23 protein-coding genes and 1 tRNA gene are annotated in these 25,720 nt (G+C 42.7%); 10 read left to right on the forward strand and 14 right to left on the reverse strand.

Translation table 11 applies throughout. The features are described 5' to 3' along the window. Together VB118_10310 and VB118_10315 are read left to right on the forward strand one after the other, a co-directional pair. Positions 1-450, forward strand: a 450-nt coding sequence (locus VB118_10310) for a hypothetical protein (protein ID MEA4832990.1), incomplete at its 5' end; no start/stop codon positions are given. A 130-nt stretch (positions 451-580) separates the two neighbouring features. Next, positions 581-3,133, forward strand: a complete 2,553-nt coding sequence (locus tag VB118_10315) for a family 78 glycoside hydrolase catalytic domain (GenBank protein MEA4832991.1) — start codon at positions 581-583, stop codon at positions 3,131-3,133. Between the two features lie 79 nt (positions 3,134-3,212). On the opposite strand, the gene VB118_10320 is transcribed toward VB118_10315, so the two are convergent. From VB118_10320 to VB118_10355, 8 genes are all read right to left on the reverse strand, one after another. After that, entirely contained in the window at positions 3,213-3,677 is a 465-nt protein-coding gene (locus VB118_10320) for an NUDIX hydrolase (GenBank protein MEA4832992.1), read from the reverse strand. A gap of 25 nt (positions 3,678-3,702) precedes the next feature. After that, positions 3,703-4,347 carry a hypothetical protein gene (locus VB118_10325; protein MEA4832993.1) on the reverse strand — a complete coding sequence of 215 codons (645 nt, stop codon included), beginning with the start codon at positions 4,345-4,347 and terminating at the stop codon, positions 3,703-3,705. Positions 4,348-4,506: 159 nt separating this feature from the next. After that, positions 4,507-5,430, reverse strand: a complete 924-nt coding sequence (locus VB118_10330) for an AraC family transcriptional regulator (protein MEA4832994.1) — start codon at positions 5,428-5,430, stop codon at positions 4,507-4,509. 140 nt (positions 5,431-5,570) lie between these two features. Continuing rightward, a tRNA-Gln gene (locus tag VB118_10335) sits at positions 5,571-5,644 on the reverse strand. 189 nt (positions 5,645-5,833) lie between these two features. Beyond that, positions 5,834-6,727 carry a hypothetical protein gene (locus VB118_10340; GenBank protein MEA4832995.1) on the reverse strand — a complete coding sequence of 298 codons (894 nt, stop codon included), beginning with the start codon at positions 6,725-6,727 and terminating at the stop codon, positions 5,834-5,836. A 190-nt stretch (positions 6,728-6,917) separates the two neighbouring features. After that, complete coding sequence (locus tag VB118_10345; GenBank protein ID MEA4832996.1) at positions 6,918-7,355, reverse strand: hypothetical protein; 438 nt, start codon at positions 7,353-7,355, stop codon at positions 6,918-6,920. Positions 7,356-7,684: 329 nt separating this feature from the next. Continuing rightward, a complete protein-coding gene (gene ablA, locus VB118_10350; GenBank protein MEA4832997.1) occupies positions 7,685-8,797 on the reverse strand; it encodes a lysine 2,3-aminomutase in 1,113 nt (370 codons plus the stop codon). Continuing rightward, the gene (locus tag VB118_10355; GenBank protein ID MEA4832998.1) at positions 8,797-9,834 is read right to left on the reverse strand and encodes an ATP-grasp domain-containing protein; all 1,038 of its coding nucleotides are present in this window, start codon (positions 9,832-9,834) and stop codon (positions 8,797-8,799) included. Before VB118_10355 ends, ablA begins: the two co-directional genes overlap by 1 nt. Positions 9,835-10,260: 426 nt before the next feature. Here VB118_10355 and VB118_10360 point away from each other — a divergent pair, with 426 nt between their 5' ends. After that, positions 10,261-14,301 carry a heparinase II/III family protein gene (locus VB118_10360; GenBank protein MEA4832999.1) on the forward strand — a complete coding sequence of 1,347 codons (4,041 nt, stop codon included), beginning with the start codon at positions 10,261-10,263 and terminating at the stop codon, positions 14,299-14,301. 95 nt (positions 14,302-14,396) lie between these two features. Here VB118_10360 and VB118_10365 read toward each other — a convergent pair whose 3' ends face one another. Continuing rightward, positions 14,397-15,170 (reverse strand): hypothetical protein, encoded by a 774-nt coding sequence (locus VB118_10365; protein ID MEA4833000.1) that lies wholly within the window; start codon positions 15,168-15,170, stop codon positions 14,397-14,399. 260 nt (positions 15,171-15,430) lie between these two features. Between VB118_10365 and yfbR the strand changes: the two genes are divergently transcribed. From yfbR to VB118_10400, 7 genes are all read left to right on the forward strand, one after another. Next, on the forward strand, positions 15,431-16,015 hold the full coding sequence (gene yfbR / locus VB118_10370) for a 5'-deoxynucleotidase (GenBank protein MEA4833001.1): 585 nt from the start codon (positions 15,431-15,433) through the stop codon (positions 16,013-16,015). A 23-nt stretch (positions 16,016-16,038) separates the two neighbouring features. Then, complete coding sequence (locus tag VB118_10375) at positions 16,039-16,839, forward strand: sugar phosphate isomerase/epimerase (protein ID MEA4833002.1); 801 nt, start codon at positions 16,039-16,041, stop codon at positions 16,837-16,839. A gap of 34 nt (positions 16,840-16,873) precedes the next feature. Continuing rightward, the gene (locus VB118_10380) at positions 16,874-17,602 is read left to right on the forward strand and encodes an HAD family hydrolase (GenBank protein MEA4833003.1); all 729 of its coding nucleotides are present in this window, start codon (positions 16,874-16,876) and stop codon (positions 17,600-17,602) included. After that, positions 17,602-18,174, forward strand: a complete 573-nt coding sequence (locus VB118_10385) for a cupin domain-containing protein (protein MEA4833004.1) — start codon at positions 17,602-17,604, stop codon at positions 18,172-18,174. The genes VB118_10380 and VB118_10385 overlap by 1 nt, the downstream gene beginning before the upstream one ends. Positions 18,175-18,213: 39 nt before the next feature. After that, on the forward strand, positions 18,214-19,071 hold the full coding sequence (locus tag VB118_10390) for an SDR family oxidoreductase (GenBank protein ID MEA4833005.1): 858 nt from the start codon (positions 18,214-18,216) through the stop codon (positions 19,069-19,071). Between the two features lie 107 nt (positions 19,072-19,178). Next, positions 19,179-20,201: a Gfo/Idh/MocA family oxidoreductase gene (locus tag VB118_10395; GenBank protein ID MEA4833006.1), complete on the forward strand. Its 1,023-nt coding sequence runs from the start codon at positions 19,179-19,181 to the stop codon at positions 20,199-20,201. Between the two features lie 84 nt (positions 20,202-20,285). Then, complete coding sequence (locus VB118_10400; protein ID MEA4833007.1) at positions 20,286-20,984, forward strand: DUF421 domain-containing protein; 699 nt, start codon at positions 20,286-20,288, stop codon at positions 20,982-20,984. A gap of 27 nt (positions 20,985-21,011) precedes the next feature. On the opposite strand, the gene VB118_10405 is transcribed toward VB118_10400, so the two are convergent. From VB118_10405 to rsmG, 5 genes are all read right to left on the reverse strand, one after another. After that, on the reverse strand, positions 21,012-21,197 hold the full coding sequence (locus VB118_10405; GenBank protein MEA4833008.1) for a hypothetical protein: 186 nt from the start codon (positions 21,195-21,197) through the stop codon (positions 21,012-21,014). A 340-nt stretch (positions 21,198-21,537) separates the two neighbouring features. Further along, positions 21,538-22,245, reverse strand: coding sequence for an amino acid racemase (locus VB118_10410; protein ID MEA4833009.1), 708 nt, complete (start codon positions 22,243-22,245; stop codon positions 21,538-21,540). After that, positions 22,242-23,492 (reverse strand): ATP-grasp domain-containing protein, encoded by a 1,251-nt coding sequence (locus VB118_10415; GenBank protein MEA4833010.1) that lies wholly within the window; start codon positions 23,490-23,492, stop codon positions 22,242-22,244. The genes VB118_10410 and VB118_10415 overlap by 4 nt, the downstream gene beginning before the upstream one ends. Before the next feature lie 52 nt (positions 23,493-23,544). Then, on the reverse strand, positions 23,545-24,765 hold the full coding sequence (locus tag VB118_10420; GenBank protein ID MEA4833011.1) for a hypothetical protein: 1,221 nt from the start codon (positions 24,763-24,765) through the stop codon (positions 23,545-23,547). A 141-nt stretch (positions 24,766-24,906) separates the two neighbouring features. Beyond that, entirely contained in the window at positions 24,907-25,695 is a 789-nt protein-coding gene (gene rsmG, locus VB118_10425; protein MEA4833012.1) for a 16S rRNA (guanine(527)-N(7))-methyltransferase RsmG, read from the reverse strand. Positions 25,696-25,720: the final 25 nt, after the last annotated feature.

Genomic DNA, 25,720 nt, shown 5'->3' on the forward strand with positions numbered 1-25,720 from the left:
ACTTTAGGCTATGTCGTAACCGAAGGAAAATCGCTTGTTTACAACGGCAAAACTCTTTATGAAAGCAATTCGCCTTCATCCGCGGCCTTCACCTTCGAATCTGACGAAGGAAGCGTAATCGACTGTGCGAAGGGCGGAACCATAAAGCTTTACGTCCCGACCGACAGCCTCAAATACAAGCTCATCGGACTCAAGCTCAACGGAGAAACGGCTCAGTACACAGTCGATGAAAACAATGTCATGACCTTTACCGTCGCGGACGGAAAAACATATGTTGATTTTGTATACGACAAACCGGTTTCCGACGGAGAAAAGCCGGGCGACGATAAGCCAGAAACGACCCCGGATAACGGCAATCTGAAATGGATAATAATCGGATCAGTTGCGGTTATTGCCGTTATAGCGGCTGTCTTGTCAGTCATCGCACATAAGAAAAAGAAAAGCAAATAACCTGATTTTACGGGCGCGGATCTTCCGCGCCCTACTATTTTACGGAAACCGGTTAACCAGGTTAAAACTCATCATGGCGGAGCTCCGAATATATTATCAATGATAAATTAATACTGAAAAGGAATTACAAATGAACACGCCGGACATCTCATGCTTTATCACAATACCGGAATCCGAACAAAAAAAATTCGGTAATCCATGGACCAATATAGAAAAAAACTCAAAAAGTAAAAAGCTTCTTCCCGAAAACGGTATTAACCTGTTTAAAAAAACTATTTGTATTTCTGCCATACCCGAAAGCGCTTTTATTTCCGCAACTGCTTTTGGCATATTTGATCTGTTTGTCAACGGCAGACGCGTCGGCACTGTCGAAAAAAACGGCTCCGAAACCTTTGACGAGCTAAAGCCCGGATGGACAGATTATCGCAAAAGGCTCTTTTATTATTCATATAACCTCGTTCCGTATTTATGTATCGGTGAAAATACAGTTTGCGCTTGCGTTTCAAACGGATGGTGGAACGGAAGAATTTCATTCGGCTTCTACGGAAACAAGCAATGTGCCTTCTACGCGGACGGCGAAATCGTTTCCTGCGGCGAAAAATATTCACTTTCTACTTCCTCAGGATGGCTTGCTGCGATTGCCGGGCCTGTGTTGACAGCTGATATCTGGGACGGAGAATATTATGATGCCAGAATTGCGCCGGGAGGAATGGCGTCAAATATAGATTGGACGCCCGCAAAGCTTATCGAGCCGTATACGGGCGCGTTAAATAACAGCGATGAATATCCGAGAATAACTGCCCGTCCGGCTTTATCAAAGAAACCATTGAGCGCGATATGCTATTCAGGGACGAAAGATAACGGAACAGATTTCGGTGAAATCAATACTGTCTGCGCTCGTACGGGAAGCGGATGCGAAACGGTTTCGCTTTTCCCTTTTCAAACGCTGCTTATTGATTTCGGCCAGAATATTGTCGGGCGACCGCGAATAAAGCTGCATGCCCGCAGAGGAACAGAAGTAATATTTTATTTCGGAGAATTGCTGAACGATACCGGCATGCGTTCAAGAGGAAACGACGGACCCAAAGGCAGCATATATGTTGAAAATTACCGTTCAGCACTTGCAAAAGCGGTCTATATCGCTTCCGGTAATGATAACGGTGAAGAATATTTCCCTACCCATACCTTTTTCGGCTTCAGATATATCGAAATCGAATGCAGTGACGACATATATATAGAAACTTTAATCGGAGAAGTCCTCGGCAGCGACACGCGTGAGGTCTCTTCTCTCGTGACCTCCAACGGTGAAATCAACAGGCTATATTCGAATATCCTTTGGGGACAGCGCGGTAATTATTTGTCAATTCCGACCGACTGCCCTCAAAGAGACGAGCGTCTCGGATGGACAGGGGACACGCAGATGTTTTGCGGAGCAGCCGCCTATAATGCGAATGTGCTGAGCTTCCTCCGAAAATGGTTGCGCGATATGCGTGATTCCCAGAGTGAAGAAGGCGGATACTGTGATGTAAACCCGCGTGTTTTCACGAATAGCGGAAACGAAGCAAACGCAGCTTGGGGAGATGCCGGGATAATTATTCCGTATAAGATGTATATTTTTTACGGTGACGAAACTGTTATCTCCGAATGCTTTGCATCAATGGAAAAATATATGTCACTGCTCGCCTCGCTTGAACCGAAGGGACCGAGAACCGCTTACGGCGACTGGTTGTGTTTTGAGAAGACAGACAAGCGCTATATAGCCGACTGCATGTACGCATATGACACGCTGCTTATGTCAAAAATGTGCTCCGTTCTTTCCGAAAAAGCCGATAACTGCGAAGCGCGCGATTTTTACGCCCTGAGAAAAGAACATTATTCATCTTTGTTTTCAACACTGAGATCCGAATTTTATAATAAATACTTTTCCGGCGGTGAACTGAGCGTTAAAACACAGACTTCATATCTGCTGGCAATCAAATGCGGCCTTCTTGACAACTCCGAAAATGGGAAGGCTGTAAAAATGCTGAAGAAAAAAATTGCCGAAAACAAGTATGTGCTTTCGACCGGATTTGTCGGCACAGGAATACTGAACATGACGCTTAGCGAAAACGGTCTTGATGACGAAGCATATTCTCTGCTGATGCAGACGGAGTGCCCTTCATGGCTTTACAGCGTCCGGCAGGGCGCGACGACGGTTTGGGAAAGATGGAACTCATATACGCTTAAAAGCGGCTTCGGGGATGTGAGCATGAATTCCTTTAATCACTACGCATACGGAGCGGTAGGAGAATGGATGTTCGCTTTTATGGCGGGCATATCTCCGTGTGAAGATGAACCGGGTTTTAAAAAGCTCGTTTACTGCCCCCGTCCGGATCTGCGCCCGGCAGAGAAAATACCTGAAGGGCAGATGAGAATGAGCTTTGTACAGGCATCGTTTAATTCTCCTCATGGAAAAATCAACGCGGAATGGTCAATCGAAAACAATGCTGTTTGCTATCGCCTTTCCACGCCGGTTCCTGTTAGATTTGATCTTGTCGGCGTAACCGATGAAAGTAAAGTTACGATCAACTCCATTCCGCTGCCGGATACGGATTTTATTCCGATATCGGGACTTGCGAATAAAAACGGCTTAATCTTCGAGGCTCCCGCCGGGGAATATAATGTAATATCCAGACAAGGGTAATACAGGGTTCCATAAAAACATATAATCCGCAAGCTGATTAAATCTTTGCTTGCGGATTATTTTAAGTAGATATGTGTTATTATATTAATTTTGTTCGTATTTCAATATATTTTTTTATTGGCATAATAACAGGCGAAGAAATTTTATCCGGAAGGTTATCAATAGAGAAGAACATCAAATTATTTACTTCATCGTTTTCAATATTTATTGTTCCATGATACTTTTTACATATATATACAATATCAATATTAAAAACTTCGTCACCATTGGGATAAACATAATGCAATTCTTTACCCGAAAAAACAGAAAATAGCTCTATTTCATCAGCAATTAATCCTGTTTCTTCATAAAGTTCTCTTTTTGCTGTTTCTTCAGTTGATTCACCAATTTCTACAGCTCCCCCTGCATATCCCCAACAATTATTATCTTTTCGTAATTGTAAAAGAATATCACCATTCTCATTTTCAACAATAACACTTGCACCGCATTGAATAGCGGGAGCGTGTCCAATATGCTTTCTAAGAAATTTCATATATTCTGTCATCTTAAATAACTCCTATAAACATTTATCAGTAAATTATCGGAAAATCCGTAAACACCCATTTTCCGTTTTTATATTCATAAGGGAATTCATATCTCTTTGATCCAATAACTTTAAAATCCGAATCCATATCACGAATCTCAACATCAACATTAAGAATAATTTTAATCGGGCTGACATGCTTAAACGAATATATTTCTTTTCCCTTTGCCGGATCTGTTCCTCTCCCCATATCAAGAGTATATAAATATCCGTTTATTTCAACATAGATATTTCTATTTAAGAAAGAATCAATAACTTCATTACTGAACAATAATTCAAGAGCTTTTTTAAGCTCCGATAGGTTTTCAAATTCTGTAACTCTATAATAATCCGGTTCGCCGTTATATTCGGCTGAAATATTTCGATCGGTAGGTAAAGCATTTATATAAAACCAAAAGCTTGCTTCTGTGGCAGACATATATGCCTGTTTAATTTCTTCCTCCGATGGGATTATATTATCACTTTCAACAGTATTTGTACAATCTAAATAATCACTTTCTTCAATCGCAGTCGTAATTTTTTCGTTGTCTTCCGTTGAATTTTGTATGTCAGCGGTGATATCTCTATAATTACAGGAACTCAATGACATTATAAGGAGCAAAGCAAAAGCTATTGATAAGGTTTTTATCATCTCTTTACCTCTCATTATAAATTCTTTACCTGTTGGATTATTAAAACAACTCGTATAATTAGTATCATTGCGTAATAATAATTCTCTTGTATTATATTACCATAAAAACATATAATCCGCAAGCAGATTTAATCTTTGCTTGCGGATTATTGCTGATCATTATTTATTCAGCTCTTTTACAGGTCTGCCCTCAATATAACCGCGATAGCCCATTGGAGCAAGCTGGAACTTTGGGGCAATTTCATCGTCCCAGGTAAAACCATAAATTTCGGGGTTATAATTTTCGGTTTGTTTCCATAAATCATTAATGGCCTCATTGAATTTTTCATCTTCATATGACGCACCTTGAAAAATCAACATTTTACAGGGCGGAAGCTCAATCGTTTCAAAACCTTTGGGAATTTCACCTTGCCAATCAAGCGGTACTTCAACGCCCTGCGTATAAAACGAGGTTCCTTCCGGACGAAGGTTTTTCGGCATCCACATGCCAACAGGCTCATAAAGCGCGCCTTTTATACCGCACAATATGCCCCATATATCACAGCCGACCTCTTCACAGAATTCAAAGTAGTGGGTGGCTGTTTTCCCTCGTTTCATAATTACTTTTCTTGCCGGGCGATCGACAATCTGAACAAAAATAGCATTCGATGTTTGGCTCATAAGCTTTCCCTCATTTCTGTTATTTTTAAGAAGGTAAAAATCGTTTAAATTTGACGGCATAAAGAGCCTTAACGGCTTGGGGTTATTCGAATATTCCTTCGGAGATATGCCGAACTCCTTTGTAAAAGCTCTTGTGAATCCTTCATGCGAGTCAAAAACATAATCAAATGCCACATCAATGATCTTGGCTTTTCCATTACGCAAAACAATCGCGGACTGCGAAAGCCGAAGCCGTCTGATATATTCAAAAGGCGGTTTTCCGGTTAATTCTTTGAATATTCTCGCGGCATAGTATTCGGAATATCCGGCTGCCTGCGCAAGCTTATATTGCGTAATTGGTTCCTGTATATGCTCGGAAATATAATGCTGCATACGCGTTACGGCATCGATTTTCTCTTGGCTCGGATTTGAATTTGTGTCCATCAGGTTTTCACCTCCCGCATTCATTATAACAAAAAGAAATTAAATTTCTTGACTTTGCTTGCGAAATTACATCGGTGTTTTTAAATAAAAAGAAAACATCTACCGATAGAAGCATTCTATCAATAGATGATTACTCTTTTTGGCTGCGGAACTAGGATTTGAACCCAGACAAACAGAGTCAGAGTCTGTCGTGCTACCATTACACAATTCCGCAATATTCATTTGACATTTTTCCGTGCTCAAAGATGATAGCACATATACGGTTAAATGTCAAGTAAATTTTATGAAATTTATAGACATGTTTATTCCCAAAGTAAAATCCACAGTGGAATTTTCTTTGGGAATTACAAACATTCTGTTGAATGCTAATATTATCATAATCGCTTTAAATTCTTGATTCCAATTACAGTGGATTGTGGTTTTTACAACCATAATAACAGCATTGTTTTATAATAGATATACTATGCCTATATTCGGTGATTAACTTTATTCGATAGTCAGCTTGAGCGAACGCTCTTTTTATATGGCTAATTTCAGGCTGGGTATTATACTCAAATCCCTCGAAATACTCCACTAATTTCTGTAAGTATTCTATCGACTTCTCTCCTTTACCGAACTTATATAAACAATCGAAGATAATTGACATTTCAATATGGCCGACACAGTAATTCTTCAACACTGGTTCAATCAGGTTTTCAGTCAGATGCAAATCATCAGCAAAATATGAAAAAATGAATTTTTCCCACTCCATATTTTCATAATTCATAGTAAGCAATTTTTTATATGTTGAAAGAAATTCCTTCTTGTTGCTATAAAGCAACGAAAACAGATATGATATGAATGTATCATAATAATCATCGCTGCTACATAGGCTTAATGCTTTATTAAACCAAATTGCAGCGTCGTGGTAAGAACCGGTCATATAAATGGATGTCCCGCAGTTATACACGGTGTTATAATCTTCCTTAAGTTCGCAAGCTTGTTTGAATCTCTCGTATGCATCTCCATATTGTTTTGTTTCAAAGTTTGCAAATCCATATGCAAGCAAAGTAAGATTTGACTTTTGATAATTCTCTGCTTTTTTGAGATAGCTTATCCCTAACTTCGTTGCGCCATGACCGCTATTGTCAGATTTTAATAAGCCTTCGAAAATATGAAATACGCCTAAATTATTTATAGTCATGAAACATGGGGATCTTTTTGCATTTTCTCTAAACAGGGTTTGGGCTTGATAGACTTCGTGTTCGTCAATTGCATCCAAAGCAGCATAATTTCTTGATATAACGTCATTTAGCATAGTTATAACTCTCTTTTAAGCGTAGTTTTCTCATCATATGCCATAAATCTTGTAGAATAATATTTTGTATATTTTCTTTTGTAGATTTCTTATGAATATTCATTCGAAAGCAAATCTACACAATGAGGCGCAGTTGAACGTTTTCCTATACATCGCAGCATTAAAACTTATAATAACCTCCCGATTATTATTATGTAGGGCCTGGTTCATATTTATATTCAAATATTTCTGTTCCGTCTTTATTTCTAAGTTGCTTTACATCAAAATAAAGCGGTTCTTCATTCCATATTTGATGAAAGCGTATTATTGAATCATTATTATTTATCTGTAAGTAAACAATAAACTTTTTATCGGGGAAAGTCTGTGTTAAAGTTTGAAGCAAATTTTTAGCAATTGAAACACATATTTTTTTGACCGCCACTTTGTTTTCTTTGCTTACTCTATCGAACAAATGAAAATGGTTTTCTACAGCTTCACATTGTGTTTTATCTGAAATTTCAATTAAAATATTTTCTTGTTGTCTGCCTTCATCAAGAAATATAAATTCATTACCGGCTCTATCTTTCTTTATATAAAATACAGGATAAATTATTGGTAGTAGTCCCACTAATTGTTCATATTTTTTCATTTTAATCTCTCTAAATAACTCTTATTTTTCGCCTTACTGTCGGTTGAAGCTTTCAATTAAATCTTACTAAACAACTTATGCAACCCTCCATAAATAATAACATACACCTGCAACTCATGATTCCCATTAATTTCAATTATATCAATTTCGTAAAATAATTCAACCCCTAATTCACTTTTTATATAAAATTTGTCGCATATTTGTAAATTACATATTTAGCAAAAAACGTTCAGCACGTAAATCTCGGGTATAGCAATTTTCATAAATATAAAAACGGAGCGGTAAATACCGCCCCTGCATTAGCTTTATTATATTAATGATTTTGATGCTTACCTGCTCTTTTTCCCGGCGGGATACCTGAAAATATCGCCGCGGTAATTTTCCATTACCGTTTCATTATCCGAAAATTCTTTTACGTAATTGTAATTTATCGGCACTTTTCCTCCACCGCCGGGGGCGTCAATAACAAATTTCGGAACGGCATAACCCGATATATTGCCTGTCAGGGCGTGAATTATGTCAATTCCGCACTGTACGCTTGTACGGAAATGAGAAATTCCGCAGCTCAGGTCGCATTGGTACAGATAATACGGGCGTACGCGCATTTTCACAAGACCTAGTAGCAGAGTTTTCATCGTTTCGGCATTGTCGTTGATTCCGCGTAGCAAGACGCTCTGATTTCCGAGCGGGATGCCGGCGTCGACAATCGCTTCGCATGCCCGGCGGGAATCCGCGGTGATTTCATTAGGATGATTGAAATGCGTGTTGATCCAGATGGGCTGATATTTTTTGAGCATTGCGAGCAGCTCCGGCGTAATCCTCATCGGCATTACGACGGGAACGCGCGTACCGATGCGGACAATCTCTACATGATCGACGGAACGGACGGCGGAAATAATATGCTCAAGCTTTTCATCGCTCATAACAAGTGGGTCTCCGCCTGAAATCAAAACGTCGCGTATTTCCTTATGCTCTCTGATGTATTCAACGGCGCGGTTAAGCTCTTTTTCGGTGATTATGCGGTCTTCCTCACCGACCGTGCGGCGGCGGGTGCAGTGACGGCAGTACATCGAACATTTAAGCGTGACGAGGAACAGCACTCTGTCCGGATATCTGTGCACGATATGCGGTACGGGGCTGTCGCCGTCCTCATTCAATGGATCGGCAAGATCGGTATCGCACGGGTATGTTTCTTCAATTGAAGGCACAGCCTGTTTTCTGACCGGATCATTCGGGTCATTTTTATCCATCAGAGAAGCATAATACGGCGTTATCGCCATGCGGAAGCTTTTAAGACATTTCGATATATCATTCTTTTCATCTTCTGAAAGAACAAAATATTTAGTCAATCCCTCTACGGTCGTGATTCTGTGTGAGAACTGCCATTTCCAGTCGTACCAACCGGGGAATTTTTCGGCGTAGTCAATGAGCTTTTTGTCCATTATCTGCGCGCCTCCCCTACAAAGCCATATCTCTTTGCGGCCGCAAGAAAGATTTCGTAAATAAGCGTGTCATAATCCATGCCGCAGAATTCACAGAGCATGGGAAAATCGCTGTATCCCGGAGCGAGACCGGGAAGCGGATTGATCTCGATGAAGAATATCTCTCCGTCTTCAGAAAGCCGGAAATCCATTCTCGACATATCGCGGCATCCGAGAGAGGCATATACCTTGGCCGCGATCTTCATCATCTTATCCTCTGTCTTCTTGTCAAGAGAGGATGGACATTCGTACTCTACATATTCCTTGTAGTTTTGCTTTACTTTATAACTGTATACGTTGAAATCACCTGTGCGCGATCTGTCAAACACGATTTCCATCGGTCTGAACACGCGAGTATTTTTGCCGTTACCGAGCACGCCGACGGTAAATTCCCGTCCGGAGATGAATTCCTCGGCAAGCATTTCACCGCCGTAAAGCGCGATATTTTTTTCACACAAGGCTTTCAGTTCGGCGTCGGACCCGACGATGCTGACATCGGATATTCCTTTTCCGCTGCCCTCAGCGTTGGGTTTTACGATTACGGGATATTTAAGCTTAACACGGGGCATCTTTCCATAGACGACCGCGTATTTCGGCGTCTTTATGCCGTAGGTGCTCAGAACGCGTTTCGTAAGTGCCTTATCAAGCGCGACGCAAAGCGTGGTCTCGTCGGAACCGGTAAAGGGTATTGAATACATATTCAGAAGCGCGGGGATCTGCGCTTCACGGCCTCTGCCGCATTTTCCTTCCGCGATGTTGAAAGCGAACCCGATATTTTGTTTTTTCAACGTTTCAGGAAGGCTTGTGTCCGCCTCGCATACAACGGCTTCTATTCCGTGTCCGATCAAAGCGGAACGGATAGCGTAAACCGTTTCGGGGTTGTCATATTCGGCTTCCTCGTCGGCGGTCGATACCACGCCTCCCTTTTTAAGATTACAAATTATACCTACCTTTTTCCCGTCAGGGAGGAGAGGAACTTCGGAAGTATTTTCTTCCATTTCAAATGTCCGTTTCTCGGGGGAATATTTAAATAATTTTTGCCGCGGCAGACGATCCCCCGTCCGCAAAGCCGCTGTATATATACGGTTTCAATCGTACTTTCACGAGCAAGTTATACATCAAATATTGCTTTCAGTCAATCCCTGTTTTCACTTTTTTTATAAATTTACTATAAATTTTTTTTACCGTACATTATATGATGCTTTGTTCCGTATGTCCATACACGAAACAAAGCAAAACATCATGAAATAGAAGCAATCTTTTCTGTATATTTTGCAGGGATGCGGCATGAAAAGCTATACTCCTTTACAGTTATATTTACAAGTTATATCAAATAAATGTTGACACACGCATGCGCAGATGATACAATTAATTTTGTCATTTTATCGAACAATACATACAATCTATACGGAAAGGTAAACGAAATGCGAAAATATATACAAACAGTGTTAAAAGCGGCAATATCCGCGACCCTCGCGGCCGTTATGCTGCTGCCGCTGCTGCCGGCCGGTATTATTGCGGCTTCAGCGGAGTCAGCGGAGCCGCTTAAAAAAAGAGCCACTTATTTTACAACTGAAAAGGTGGCTAATGCGCGTAAAAACGCAGCCGAAATTTCATGGGCTTCATCCATTCTGAGCTCCGCGAAGGCAGAAGCCGATAAATATATTGGCTTTACATATTCAGAAATATGGGATTATGTACCGAGCCAGGAGATTCATCGTTCTTACGCGGTAAATCAACCGAAGGGCTGTCTCAACTGCGGACTCGATATCGATAAATACGGAAACTATCCGTATACATACGATGTCATAAACGATCCCTGGAAGGTCACCTGTCCGAGCTGCGGAATGAAATTTCCGACGAACGACTTTGGAGCGTATTATAAATCCGGGCTCGACGAAAATGGTATTTTTCATCAGGCAGACGCCGATAAAAGCCTTCTGGTAAATACACTTTATCCTGAAAAGGGAGAAAAATGGGGCGTTGACGACGGAAACGGCTATATAGCTCCGAACGGAGAAAAATATTTCTTCATCGCTTATTATGTTCACTGGGCGGTATGGCACGGCGGTATCATCACCAACATGCTAAACAGCTTTTATAACGCCTATCTCTATTCCGGCGAACAGAAATACGCCGATGCCGCGATAGTGCTCCTCAACAGGATAGCTGATCTTTATCCTTCGTATAATCTTCTTGACCAGAAATGGGCGGACGGCTTCCGTCACAGCGGAGGCGATCACGGAAAAATTATCGGCAGCATATGGGAGCCGGGGCTTGTGGACAAATTCATCTATGCCTACGACGCTCTTTTTGACGCGTTTCCGAATATGAGCGAAGAGGCACTTGATTTCATCAAATCCAAGTCCAACGGCAAAATAGCCGGATACAAGGATATAATGGTCAATATTGAAAACGGCATTGTGAAACAGATCTTTCCCGAAGTCAAGAAACAGAATATTTACGGCAACAACGGCATGCACCAGCGTGTGCTTATTCTTGCGGCTGTTGTCCTCGATGATCCTGTTCTTTCAAAGGAATGGCTTGATTTCGCTTTTAAACCGTCGAGCTCGATTACAACGGGGCTAAATATAAGCGCGACATTTATAAATGATATCGACCGTGACGGCATGGGGGATGAATCATCTCCCGGATATAACAGCTTATGGCTCGGCAGCTACCTTGAGGCGGCCGACATGCTTCGGGGATACAAAATTAACGGAACCGATATAAGCTATGATCTTTTTGAAAATGTCAAATTTAAAAAGATGTTCGCGGCAATGCTTCCGCTTGTGCTGGGAGATAATTTCACACCAAACATAGGCGACACCGGTTCAACCGCTTCTCACGGTAAATATGTATACAGCAGCTATATTCTCGATGCCTATAAGGTTTACCGCGAGCCGATTTACGCGCAGATCCTGTATTGGGTTTACGGTGGTAATATAAGCGGCATTCACCTTGATATCTGGGACAGCAATCCAAACGATATTGAAAAAGAAATAACTGATGTCGTCAAGACCGCCGGTCCGCTGACCTTTTCAAGCGTCAATCTCACCGGCTACGGCTTTACCGCTCTGCGCAACATAAATAATGCTGTTGAAAGAGGTGATACTGATTACTCAAAGACAAAGCAGTATAAAATCGATGAAATTGCCGTAATCGGATTAAAAGCAATGAGCAATGTCGTAAAAAACGACACAAAAATCGAATTTACTCCCGCTTCCGTAAACGATACCCTTTCAGTAGGATTTATATTAAACAATGTAACCGCCGTTTATGATATATTGATAAGCTCCGAGAAGGTCGCCGGAGCGGGAACATACGACACATACGTCGACGGCAGAATCCTGCAGCTTAAGGTTCCTTTCCCGGGTGAATCTGACAGCGAATCAAAGATATACTTTAAGAAAACAATCAATCTGACCAAAGGATATCATGTAATATCCTTCGTACCCAACAGCGCAGACAATCTCGGCAAGCTCATTATAACCGGGCTGACCGTTATAAAATCCGGCGCTTCCTCATCAGTGTCCGACTCAGGCAATGACGAAACCTCTCTTTATATGTATTACGGGCGCAACAGCGGTCACGGGCATCTCGATACCTTGAATATCGGTCTGTACGCGTTTGATATGGACCTGATGCCTGAATTGGGTTATCCCGAATTCTGCGATGACACACCGCATCGGTTATACTGGGTGCGGAACACCGTCAGCCATAACACAGTTATCGTCAACGATACCGGAATGCAGGATGGGCTTATCGCCGCACAGCCAAAGCATTACGATGACAGCGATTTTGTAAAGCTGATCAATGTTGACGCATCCAAAAAAGCATATTCCGCCGCAAGCGTCTATAATAGGACATCGGCTCTGATTCGTTATGACGACAACATCTCGTACGCGGTTGATCTATTCCGCGTTGTCGGAGGAAACAAGCATACATACAGCTTCCATCCCGGCGAATCCTCCAATGTCGTGACAGAAGGACTTGAATTCACCGCTCAGACAAACGACGCGGGTGATTACATCGGAACGCTTCTGTCAAAAAGCGGCGTTTTCGGAGCCGGCTCTTCCATGAGCGGATATCAGTGGCTCAAGAACGTCCGCACTGATTCAGATCCCGACAAGACTGTCAGCTTTGACTGGAGCCTTGTGGATACACGCTCGACCGCCACGGCGGACGATGTCCACCTGAAGCTCACCATGCTCGGCAGCTTTGACAGCGTTGTCCTCGCAAACGGTATTCCTCCGCGCAATAAAGACGGCAATCCCAGCCAGCTCGACTATGTACTCGCGAACGAATCTAAAAACGATACGCTTTTCGTTTCGGTAATCGAGCCCTATTCAAAAACGAGCTATATTGAAAAGAGCGAAATCGTTCCCGTCACCTCAGGCGGGAAAGAGGTATCTTCAAACGACGTACGTGCCGTGAAGGTCACGTTCAAGAACGGCCGTGTAGATTATATCGTCTATTCCTATAACAAGGACGCCGTATATAATGTCGACGGACTGTTTGAATTCAAGGGCTTCTTTGGCGTATACAGTATGCGCGGCGGCAAAGTCGTGACATATGCCAACGACGCCGTGCTTATGGACAAAAAAGAGCTTACCGCCGAATATACCGGAAAGGTCGTGGATTTTACAAAGGAAATCTCCGAGTCAAACTCCATAACCGTTTCATTTGACAAGGATATCGAAGCAAGCGAGCTGACCGGACGTTATATATATATACAAAACGACGGCAGCCGTAACGCCAGCTATAAGATACTCGGCGCAGAAAAAAGCGGGAATAATTACATTCTCGATATCGGCGACGTGACATTGATAAGAAGCTATATCAGCACAGACATATCAAAGGGCTATAATTATGACATAAAGCCGGGATATACCTTCACACTGCCGCTTTCATACGAAAGCGCATCCGGTGCGGAGCTTGACTTCCTGTATCAAAATGAAAAATCGGATATAACGAATCTGACTCTTTCGCACGATCTTAAGAACGACGCGAAAGCGGGAGACTTCGTCGCAAACATCTTCGCGATCAGCGAATCGATTGACGCTCTTTACAAGCTGCCTGCTTATACATATTCAATAAAGCAGAATTACGGCGACGCAAAGAGCTTTGAAATCAAGGACAATGCGATTTATTTTACCGGAGTAACAACCACTCTCGGCGCATATGAGCTTATGCTGACGGCGACATCCCCGGACGGTGCGAAAACCTCTGATCATCTCGTCACAATCCGCACTCTCTCAAAATCAAGAACCAAAGAACAGCTTTACCCGAAGCTCACCTTGACTGACACCAAGGAAAATTCGGATGTTATTGTGATTGAAAATCCAGAAACCCCTGATTCTCAGAACAACGGCATTCCCGTATGGTTTTATATTATTATCGGCGTCGTAGTGGTCGCGTTGGTCGGAATCGGCGTGACGCTGGCTGTGAAAAAGAAAAAATAACGTAAAATCGATTAAAGGTCAAGGGGCGATTCCCCTTGACCTTTTTTATAATTCGCATATGCTAAAAAAGCTGCTTTACTACAGCTCTTTTTAACTCACCATTCATTTATTGCATACAAAATAGCATGTCTAATATTTTCTAATAATTTATCGGATAATTCTTCGTATTCTGTGTCCAACCCCTTTTCGTGTGCTATATAGCGAGGGCTATCATTCCATGAACCCATAGCTCCAAATACATCAGCCATACTTGCAGCTTCAAAAAGGTGAAGATTTTCTTCAGGTATTATAGGAAGCGAAAAATTATATTTTGTATCTGTATATTCCTTGCTACCGAGTAAGATATTTTGGGCGCTATCAAAAACATCCGCAAAAAAATTACATTCAAGTTGCACAGCTAATGCTTTAATTTCTGTAAGCACCTTAAGAAATGAATCTTTATTGTTTGAAAAGTACAACTTTTCAATTGGTGCTTTAGACCATGTATTTTCTGTATAATAAACATTCCATACTTGTTTGGCTGAATCAAACTTCCAATAGGCAGTAAAGTATTTAACTGCATAATTCTCATAAAAACACGCAATAGAAGCTTTTGTCGTATTAGAAAATCCTAGAATTTCTCGATGTCCAACAAAAATTGGCATAACAAGTTTGATGTCTTTTAATCCATTTTTTACATTATGCGCATACCAGTCTGATAGATTGTAAAAAACAGGGGATTTCATCTTTAAAATTCTCTTTAAAAACAAAAAACGAAATTTAATCTTGTTTATATATTTTTCTGGTATATATAATATATCTGTTTTATTTTGAAGAGCATGCTTAGCTGCTGCGGTTATACAAGATATTTGATACATTTCTCCATTCATATAATGCCTTCCTAATTTTTAAAACAGTCTTTATAAAGTCTTATAAATATCATATTTAATTACATTTTGCCGTAAATTCTTAATGACACTATTTATAAAAGTATATCACATAAGAGTTTATAAATCAATTATATTTCAGTATAAACTATTGTTTAATATGCCATCCATCATTGACCATTCAACATTTTTCACCTTTAATCTTGAAATCCTTTCTTGTTTGTGATAGAATATATTGAAGAAATTTTTGCCCGGAGGCTCAGATGGACGAAGGGAATTTTTTGGCGCTGCTTTTCCGTATGAAAAACATTAAGCGCTGGGGACTGATGTATAATACGCGCTCTGAAAACCTTGCCGAGCATTCCCTCGAATGCGCTTTCGTCGCTCATGCGCTCGCCGTTATCGGGAATACCCGGTTTTCAAAGCAATACGATCCCGAGAAGATCGCGACCTCCGCAATGTTCCATGATGTCAGCGAAATAATAACCGGAGACCTTCCGACACCTGTAAAGTATTTCAACGACGATATAAAAACCGCGTATAAAAAAATAGAAAAGACGGCGGAATCCTCAATGCTGTCGCTCCTTGACGACCTCAGCAGGCCGTATTATCTCGCACTCACCAATCCTGGGGCTGAAGAGCATATTATAATTAAAGCGGCCGATAAGCTCTGCGCATATATAAAATGCCGTCTGGAGCTTTCGCGCGGAAACCCTGAATTTGAATCCGCCGCCCAATATATACGCAAAAATATTGACACAATGGACTGTTGTGAGTTACAATATTTTATGGATCATTATTTCGACTCCTTTATAAAAAGCATAGATGAGTTGAGCGTTTCCCTCTAAAAAAACGAATGGAGTTTATTACAATGTCAATGAAAATCGGTGTAATCGTAGAATCCTTCCGTAAAGGCTTTGCCGAAGGCGTAAAAAGCGCAGCCAAAATTGGTGCAAACGGAATTCAGGCATACGCATCCTGCGGAGAGCTGTATCCTGACAATATGACTTCGGCCAAAATCGCGGAAGTCAAGGATATAGTCAAATCCAACGGTCTTGTTTTCTCCGCCATATGCGGCGACCTTGGTCATGGCTTTACCGACGCACAGAAGAATCCCGGACTTATCACCGTATCGAAAAAGATACTGGATCTTGCCAAAGAGCTTGACTGCAATATTGTCACCACTCATATCGGAAAAGTTCCCGCGGAGGAAAACGTGATCAGAGAGACTATGCGTGTGGCCTGCAGAGATCTGGCCGAATATGCCGATTCCATTGGAAGCTGCTTCGCCGTTGAGACCGGACCGGAGCCCGCGACGCTTCTCTTTGAATTCCTTGAGAGTCTCGGAGCAATGGGCGTCAGAGTAAACCTCGATCCCGCCAATCTCGTGATGTGCGTAAAGGATGATCCCGCAAAGGCCGTCCATACTCTCAGAAAATACATCGTTCACACCCATGCCAAGGACGGCATAAACCTCGGCAGCCCCGACAAATATCTTGAAGTTCCGCTGGGAACAGGCGGGGTAAATTTCGACGAATATCTTCCGGCGCTCAACAGCATCGGATACAACGGATTCCTCACTATCGAACGCGAGGTCGGCGAAACGCCTGAAAAGGACATTCAGACGGCCATTGATTTTCTCAGAGCAAAAAAAGAAAAGTTCGGTTTTTAATCCAAAAAATAATTATAAAACAGAAATTAGATAAATGTACCAGATAGATATTTTCTCCGTCAAAGTTGTTATTTTCGATCTTGACGGAACCATTGCATATACCCTTCCCGATCTCCGTACAGCCATAAACGAAACGCTGCGCTCATTCGGGCTTCCGGAGCGATCTCTTTCAGAGGTGTTAAGCGCCATTAATTTCGGCGGCAGACGGTTTGTTGAAAGCTGTCTGCCTGCCGATATGCGCGATGCCGAATTTGTAGACCGCGCATATCGGCATTATCTAGGAGTGTATGCCCGCTGTCACAATGACCAAACATCCGCATACAACGGAATACCGGAGCTGTGCCGCGGTCTTAATGCAAAAGGCTATAAGCTGGCGGTCTTCACAAATAAAGAAAACTCTTTCGCAAACAACATCATCAATAAGCTCATTCCGGATACCTTCGACATTGTCCTCGGATACAACGTCAAAAACAAATCGGGCATTATCATTCCTCATAAGCCAGAGCCGGAAGGAGCCGTTTATATCTGCCACAGACTTGGCGCAACGCCGGATTCCGCCGTTTTCATCGGTGATTCCGCGGTTGATATGAATACAGCCGTAAACGCAGGCATGCACAAAATCTGGGTCAGCTGGGGATACGCCCTGAGAAACGCCTTTCCGGACATAGTTCCCGATTTCATAGCGGATAAGCCCGCCGAAATAGCCGAGCTATTCGGCATAGGTAATAATGCTCCGAAAAACAACCGAAAGGAAGCCATATAATGCCAGACGATATAATACAAATTGCCCGCAGGATAAAAGAACTGCGTGAAATACTCGATATACCGGTCGATGAACTCGCCGGCTTATGCGATGTGACACCCGAAAAATATCTGTATCTTGAAAGCGGAAAAGACGATTTCTCTTTTACCTTCTTATACAAGCTTGCGAAGCGTTTCGGCGTAGATATAACCGATCTGCTCACCGGAGAAAGCACCCGTCTTTCACTTTATGACGTCGTGAGAAGAGGAGAAGGTCTGCCAATCCAACGCAGAGAGGGCTTTTCTTATCAGAATATGGCCTTTCTGTTCAAAAATCGCATTGCAGAGCCCTTTGTCGTCACCGCACCTCCCGTTAAAAACTGGGAAAGCGCGGAGGTTGCGCTCTCTACTCACCGCGGCCAGGAATTTGACATGATCTTTGAAGGCAGCCTTAAGGTGGTCATTGAAGGACATACTGAGATTCTCAATCCGGGCGATACGATTTATTACGATTCCTCCCACCGTCACGGAATGATAGCCGTTGGCGACAAGCCATGTAAATTTCTCGCGGTGGTAATCGGAAACTTATCATAACAAGCGGGCGACTCCCGCGAAAGGAAAAGGAAAACATAAATGAGTGTACCATTTAAAATTGATCTTTCAGGAAAATCCGCTGCTATAACCGGAGGCGGCGGAGTTTTATGCTCCTGCTTTGCGAAGGCGCTTGCCGAATGCGGCGCCAACATCGCCGTCCTTGACTTAAAGCTGGAGGCTGCGCAGAAAACCGTCGACGAAATCATCGCCGCCGGAGGAAAAGCAATCGCAGTTTCCGCCAACGTTTTACAAAAAGAAAGCCTTGAAGCCGCGAAGAAGACTATCGACAACGCATTCGGCGGCATAGATATCCTCATCAACGGCGCGGGCGGAAATAACCCCAAGGGCACCACCAGCATGGAGTATTACGATCCCTCCGATGCAAACAACGACCTCAAGGAAGTTATCACTTTCTTTGATCTCGATCCGGACGGAATCCGCTTTGTTTTTGACCTTAATTATATAGGCACGCTTTTGCCGACTCAGGTATTCGCAAAGGATATGATCAAGCGCGACGGTCCCGTCATTATAAACGTTTCTTCCATGAACGCATTCCGTCCGCTTACAAAAATTCCCGCTTATTCCGCCGCGAAGGCCGCCATCTCCAACTTCACTCAATGGCTCGCCGTCCACTTTGCAAAATCCGGCATCCGCGTAAACGCTATCGCTCCCGGCTTCTTCTCGACCGCGCAAAACAAAGCGCTTCTCTTCAACACAGACGGAACGCCCACCGCAAGAACCGAAAAAATTCTTGCCCACACTCCTATGGGACGTTTCGGCGAACCCGAAGATCTCATAGGCGCTCTCCTCTGGCTCTGTGACAACAAAGCAAGCGGCTTCGTGACCGGAACCGTCATCCCGGTGGACGGCGGCTTTTCCGCATATTCCGGAGTCTGATTCCCAAAAAATATTTTTGTTTAAAAAGGCGGCAAATCAGCTTTGATTTGCCGCCGATGTATATTTGCGACAGAGTGAAATATTTAACAAACAAAGGAGTGATATTTTTGCTTAAAGTAGGAATGATCGGTTTCGGCGCGATTGCAAAACTGCATAAAGCTGCATATGACGCTCTCTCAAATAACGGGAAGAATATCAGGCTTGTCGCCGTATGCGACACAAGCCTGGAGCAGTTTACCCATTCAACTGCTTTGAACATTTCAAGCACAACTGTTTCGACGCATAATTTCAACAAATACTCTGTTCTCGACGAAATGCTGGAAAAAGAAGATCCGGATATCATAGATATATGCGTCCCTACACCCGTTCACTGCCGTCTTGCTTGTGAGATGCTGGGAAAAAGTAAAAATGTCCTCTGTGAAAAACCGATGGCGCGTACATATGAAGAATGTCAGTTAATGCTTGACGCGAAAAACAAAAGCGGCAAACAGCTCATGATCGGCCAGTGCGTGCGTTTTATGCCTCATTACCGTTATTTGAAAACCGCTGTATGCGAAAAGACCTTCGGCGAAATCAAGAGCGCATTTTTCTACCGTCTCAGCAGTCCTCCCGTTTGGGGATTCAAAAACTGGCTTCTTCAGCCCGAAAAGAGCGGTGGATGCCTCTTGGATATGCATATTCACGATCTCGATTTTTCCAGGTTTTTATTCGGGGAGCCGGATCAAATCTCTTGTTCGTCATCCGGATTTTATGCTGATTATGACCTTGTGCATTCACGCCTTGTATACTCCCGCGGTTCATCTGATTTGTCTCTGACTGTTGAAGCCACGGGAGACTGGTCTCTTTCCCCGTCGTTCCCTTTCTCCTCAGGTTACCGCGTCAATGCCGAAAAAGCGACAATAGTCTGTGAAGGCACAAAGGTTACAGTGTATCCCATTCAGGGTGAAGCTTTTTCGCCTGAGCTTGATAATTCTGAGGTGTTTTATTCCGAAATTGACTATTTCCGCAGTATTATAACATCAGGCGCTGAAAATACGATTAACCCACCAGAATCGGCGGCTCTTTCAGTGCGTCTCGCGGAATCGCTCCGCGCTTCCGCCGATGCCGGAGGAACACTTTTGAAATATTAACCATGCAATGTATATTAAAAATACTCCGCGGAAAAATAAATCAGAGATCGTTTTTCTGAATTTTTTATCCGGGGAGTATTTTTTATGAAACTGTATCTGGTACCCTTGACTACGTTATTATCCCTGATAATTCTTTTTTTAATATCAAAGCTGATCGGATACCGCCAGGTATCCTCCATGAGTCTGTATGATTATATAAACAGCGTAACCATTGGCTCTCTCGCGGCTCAGCTTTCTATAGCCGAAGGCAATGATATATGGCGAAATGTCATAGCAATGAGTTTATACGGAATTTTTACTCTCGCCTGTGCGATTCTGACAAACAAAAGCAAAAAGGCCCGCAATATTATTGAAGGTTGTCCGATAATATTAATGGATAAAGGTGTGTTATATAAAAACCGTATGAAGAAAGCACATATTGATACAGACGAGCTCGTCGGAGCACTTCGTGTCCTTGGGCACTTTGATATTTCTAAGCTTAATTCCGTGGTTTTGGAAACCAACGGCAAAATTAGCGCGCTGCCAAAGGCCGGCGAACGCCCGTCGACACCGAACGATCTGTCAATTTCCGTACCGGAAGAATCGATATGGACGGAAATCATTAGCGATGGCAAAATCGACGCCGAAAAAATGCGTATGTGCGGCATTGATATGAATCGGCTTAATAAAAAACTATCCGAATGCTCGAAAACTGCCGATGAGATCTTTTTGGCAGTTTGCGATTCATTCGGAAATATATGCTTTTTCCCTAAAAAGTACACCTCGGAAAAAAGTGCGATATGAAATACTGTATATTTCATTCTTTTAGAGTTATTCCCTTGTCATGTCCTTTTTCTTATCAAGTTTTTTCACTTTTCTTTCGAGAATTTTCATAAGCGTATACTCGTCCTCAAAGGGGCATCCGCATTTAACGCATGTCTCTGCGGAAAGAAAGTTTCGTCGGGAGCAGTTAGGGCATTTTTTTCTCTTGAATGTAAACGGAGACTTTGTTTTCATTGCGATAACCGCTCCTTGTCATTATTTAAATATTTTTATTAAAAGATTCTTTATACCCTTTTTCAAAAGGTTTTGAACCATTTGCTTCACAAATTGCCTATTACGATTCTTAAATGAGTTTTAGGGGATTCTTAAGGACCCTTTCCCAAAAGGTTTTGAACCGTTTGCTTCACAAATTGCCTATTACGATTCTTAAATGAGTTTTAGGGGATTCTTAAGGACCCTTTTCCAAAAGGTTTTGAACCGTTTGCTTCACAAATTGCCTATTACCATTCTTAAATGAGTTTTAGGGGATTCTTAAGGACCCTTTTCCAAAAGGGTCCTTAAGCGTCCTGCGGTTTTAATCAAATGCTCTGTTTTTCGTTTTTATTCCGAACCGAATAAGGCAGCTGCGCGCAAGTTCTTCGAGCGAGTCGGTATATCTGCCTCCCAGCCCAATTGATTTATTGGCAACTGACAGCTCCGTACAACCAAGAATAACACTGCCGGCTCCGGCCTCAAACAATTCTTCGCATACCGAAAAGAACGCGGGCATATCAGCGGGCTTTCCGGCTTTGATGCAGTCATATATCACATACATAACTCTCTGTTGGCTCTTTTCCGACGGAACCACACATTCGATTCCGCGCCGCGCCAGTGCTTTTTGAAATAAACCCGTAGTGACCGTCCCGGTTGTCGCCATAATGCCCGCCCGGTTTATTCCGGAGCTTTTAAGCCGGTCAGCAACGCATTCAAGCATGCTGATAACCGGAAGCCCTATTCCTTCGCAGATCTGATCATAAAAATAATGACTTGTCACACATGGTATTGCGATCGCTTCGACGCCGGCAGCCTTCAGTGTTTTACCGGCTCCGATAATCACAGGCACGGGGTTTTCGGAGGATTTCCCGAGTATGTAAGCGGTGCGGTCGGGAGTTGACGGACGGTTCACCATTATTGTGTCGAGGTGATCCTGATCTCGCGCCACATCGGCAAGGGAAATGAGAAGCTCGGAAAAATATGTGCTTGCCATCGGGCCAAGCCCTCCTATTATGCCGAGTGTCCTCATTTTTTTATATCGTACCCTTTCTTCTGAAAGTTTTCTTTATATTTTTTCATGTATTTATGCTGATTAATAATAAAATATAAATACCTCTTAGGCGTCATATCAGGTTTGTACAGCAGATGCTTTATATGCTTGCCGCTTTTCACGAGAGCTTTTGCCTGAGCCTTCAGCTCCTCATTGCCCACAAAGGCATATATGACCTTCGCGGGAATTATAGACCACAGGCATCCTCCGGCTTCACCTATGACAAGCTTTTGCTTTTTACCGTACACAACATCGTCGACAAGAAATTTTGCGAGATTATATCCAGCCGCAGTGACAAAATAACTGCTTCTACCCTGACGGAGATTCATTTCGAAAAATTTATATTTTCCGGTTCCGTCACGACAGTCTTTTTTTAAGTCTATGTTTATAAATCCGGTATATCCGATCTTTTCGAGAAATCCGATTATCTGAGCCGCGAGAGCGTCATCGCGGCCGGGAATTATGGCGGCATAGCTGCCTATTCCCTGAGCCGTATGCTCCTCAAGCAGCACATTGCCCATTACTAAAAGTCTCACTTTTCCGTCCATACCGCAATAGCAGTTGACCACGCGCATCGCGTCGTCGTTTCCGGGAATAAACTCCTGAAGCACAAGAGTATCTTTATATGAGGAGGAATATATGGCGTCTAGTATGGCACGGAATTCAGGCTCTGACGAAGCGATAAACACCTTTTTTTTGCCCTGGAAAGAACAGTTCCAATACGCCACGCTGTTTGATGGTTTTATTACTATCGGAAATTCGAAAGGAGTCTCTATATTCTTGTAATTTGAATAATCACATTCGACTGTTTTCGGATAATCAAAGCCGAATTCGTCGCAAACATCGTAAAAATTCTTTTTTATAGAAAGCCTTTCGTATGTCTTTGAGTCGGTGCTGTTGAATAGATATGCTCCTTTCAGCTTATCCTGGTTGCGTGCGAGCAGCTTTGTATAATTATCGCCGCAGGAAACGAGCAGCAGCTTTTTTCCGGCGGAAGCAACAGAAGCAGCATAATCAAGCAGAGTTTTAACGAAAACTTCGTCTTCCTCAAGTCTTGGCTCTTCTACTGCGACTTTGACAATCCTTGAATTGTCCGTTGCGGGTAATTGTCCTTTTCCGATTGCCACCGAGGTTATTCCGTAAGCTTCATGAAAACTGCGTGCCATTCCGTATGCGTTTTGATCGCTTCCTAAAAGCACAGGTAAAAAATCAATTTTATTATTCATTTTAAAATTCCCTTTCCGCACGCATTATCTAAGTGCGTCATGCGGATTTGATTTAAAAATTAAGCTTATATGCCTTGGAGGTTTTACCTTCGGCTCCGTTAAAATTAACCCAGATCACATTATCGTGCAAAAAATAAATATCTGAATAAGATTCGGCATCCGTAAGTCCGAAGTATTCGTCAAGTACGAGCTGCCTGCCATTCATGTTGTTCTTATTTACATTTGAACAGACAGTGACGGTTTTTCCGTCCTTTTTCGCTGTAATCAGCACACGCTCCGCATTAGGGCTTACGGCGCAAAGCTCCGCCGATTCATATTGCTTCCTGTCCAATTTGACGGCATATTCAGTTCCGAGAACCACGTTAAAAAAGCGGCTATAAATATATTTTTCGTCTTTGGCATCGGCTTTTTTATGGTATGCCTGATAATAATCGGCATAAACGACCTGCGTCGCTTCGGTATCTTCCGGGACCTGACACGCAGCCATTTCACCTTTAACGGCATCGAATACATGATAACCCTGTTTTCCCTGCGTATCAACAGCGAATATCAGAATACAGCGGTTGTTTATAAAACGGATAAGCTTCGCGTTATTTAATTTATAATCAGCTAATATAAAGGCTTTTTCACCCGACAATTCGTCTGATTGCTTTGCGCTGCGGAATTCGATATTCAATACTTCTCCGGTTATTCCGGCGGCGGTGAAGCCATCAGGTGAAATGGCGGATATCTTTTCGCCGTATATATCCGTGATATTAACGCATCCCTTCATAAGAGGGCTTACTGATGAAAATGTTCCCTTGCCGCCGTCATTCGTTATATATTTCCTGCCGTCCGGCGCGCAATAGACGAGATCATAGTCCGCATATAATGACATCAAAGTATCGTCATAAGTGAAAGCGCTGTCAGAAAAGCATCTCGTAAACAGCCATGTCTTCGTATCGTTTACAAACCTGAAATAATCGAGCCTTCCGCCTTCAATGCCAAAGGAGGACATATCGACATTTATCGGAGAGACGTTATAAAAGCCTCCTCCACTGTTGATATTATAATATATAGCATCGGCTTTAAGCAAGGTATCATCGCCGTCTCCGGCTTCATTTTTTGCAAAGAGCATGCCCTGACTGTAAATTTTGTTTCCTGTCGTTTTATAAATTTCGTTGACGGGATTCGATTTGTAAATATTCAAAACTATATAAAATGCCGTCCCGAGGACAAGCATCAGGAAAAGAGAAAAAAACAATATTCCCTTCGCTGATTTGGCGCTGAACATACGTAAATCACTCCTTTGTTATTAAAAACGGCATTAAATAATTATTTAAAGCGGTAGCAAAATGTAAATGCTCCGATCATATCCAGTTTGACATATTTTTATAATATCACAAATACCGTCTGTCCGCAATAGAATGACAGATCAAAGCGGATTTTTAGATATTCTGGAATACTGCCTCGGATATTTCTGATCAGTGCGAGCTGTCTTTTTGATTATTATGATATAACGCGACATGTCACAAAATTTTTTAAGTTCGTCTGCTTCATCTGCCGTCGCGTTTTCACCTGCGGCTTTCATTACATCCTCATATTTGATATCGACGCGCAGCTTTTCGATAATTTCTCCGCCGAGCATTTTTATCGCCTTTTGCGAGACCGCAATTTCCTCATCGGCGCGCGCCCCCTTCATAGCGAGAAAATATCCGCTTTGTTTTACAAACGGGAGGCAAAGCTCGGAAAGAACATTCAGTCCCGCGACAGCACGGGCAACCGCAAAATCATATTTTTCGCGGAATTGCGAAGCCTTCCCAATTTCCTCGGCACGCCGCGGAAAGAATGAAATATCATTGATACCGATAATTTGGGCGGTAGTTTCTACAGACTTCAGCTTTTTTTCCGTGCTGTCTATCATGGAAAGCCACATATCGGGCTTCGCAATTTTTATCGGAAGCCCAGGAAAGCCGCCTCCGCAGCCGATGTCGCATACAACAGGCGCTTTTGACTGACAAAAGTCTTTGACTGATAAAAGCGACAGCGAATCCGCGAAATGCCGCAGGACAACCGGGCACATTCCGTCAATTGCCGTTATGTTAATTTCACCGTTGACCTCTTTGACACGGTCATAAAGAGCCGAAAATGATCTCATCATATCATCATTCAACTCAACGGGCGACAGCGCGCGGAGCGCCGAAGCGCAGAATGCGTCAAGCAATTTATGTCGTCCTCCATAACTTTAT

The sequence above is a fragment of the Oscillospiraceae bacterium genome (assembly GCA_034925865.1).
Classification (GTDB): domain Bacteria; phylum Bacillota; class Clostridia; order Oscillospirales; family SIG627; genus SIG704.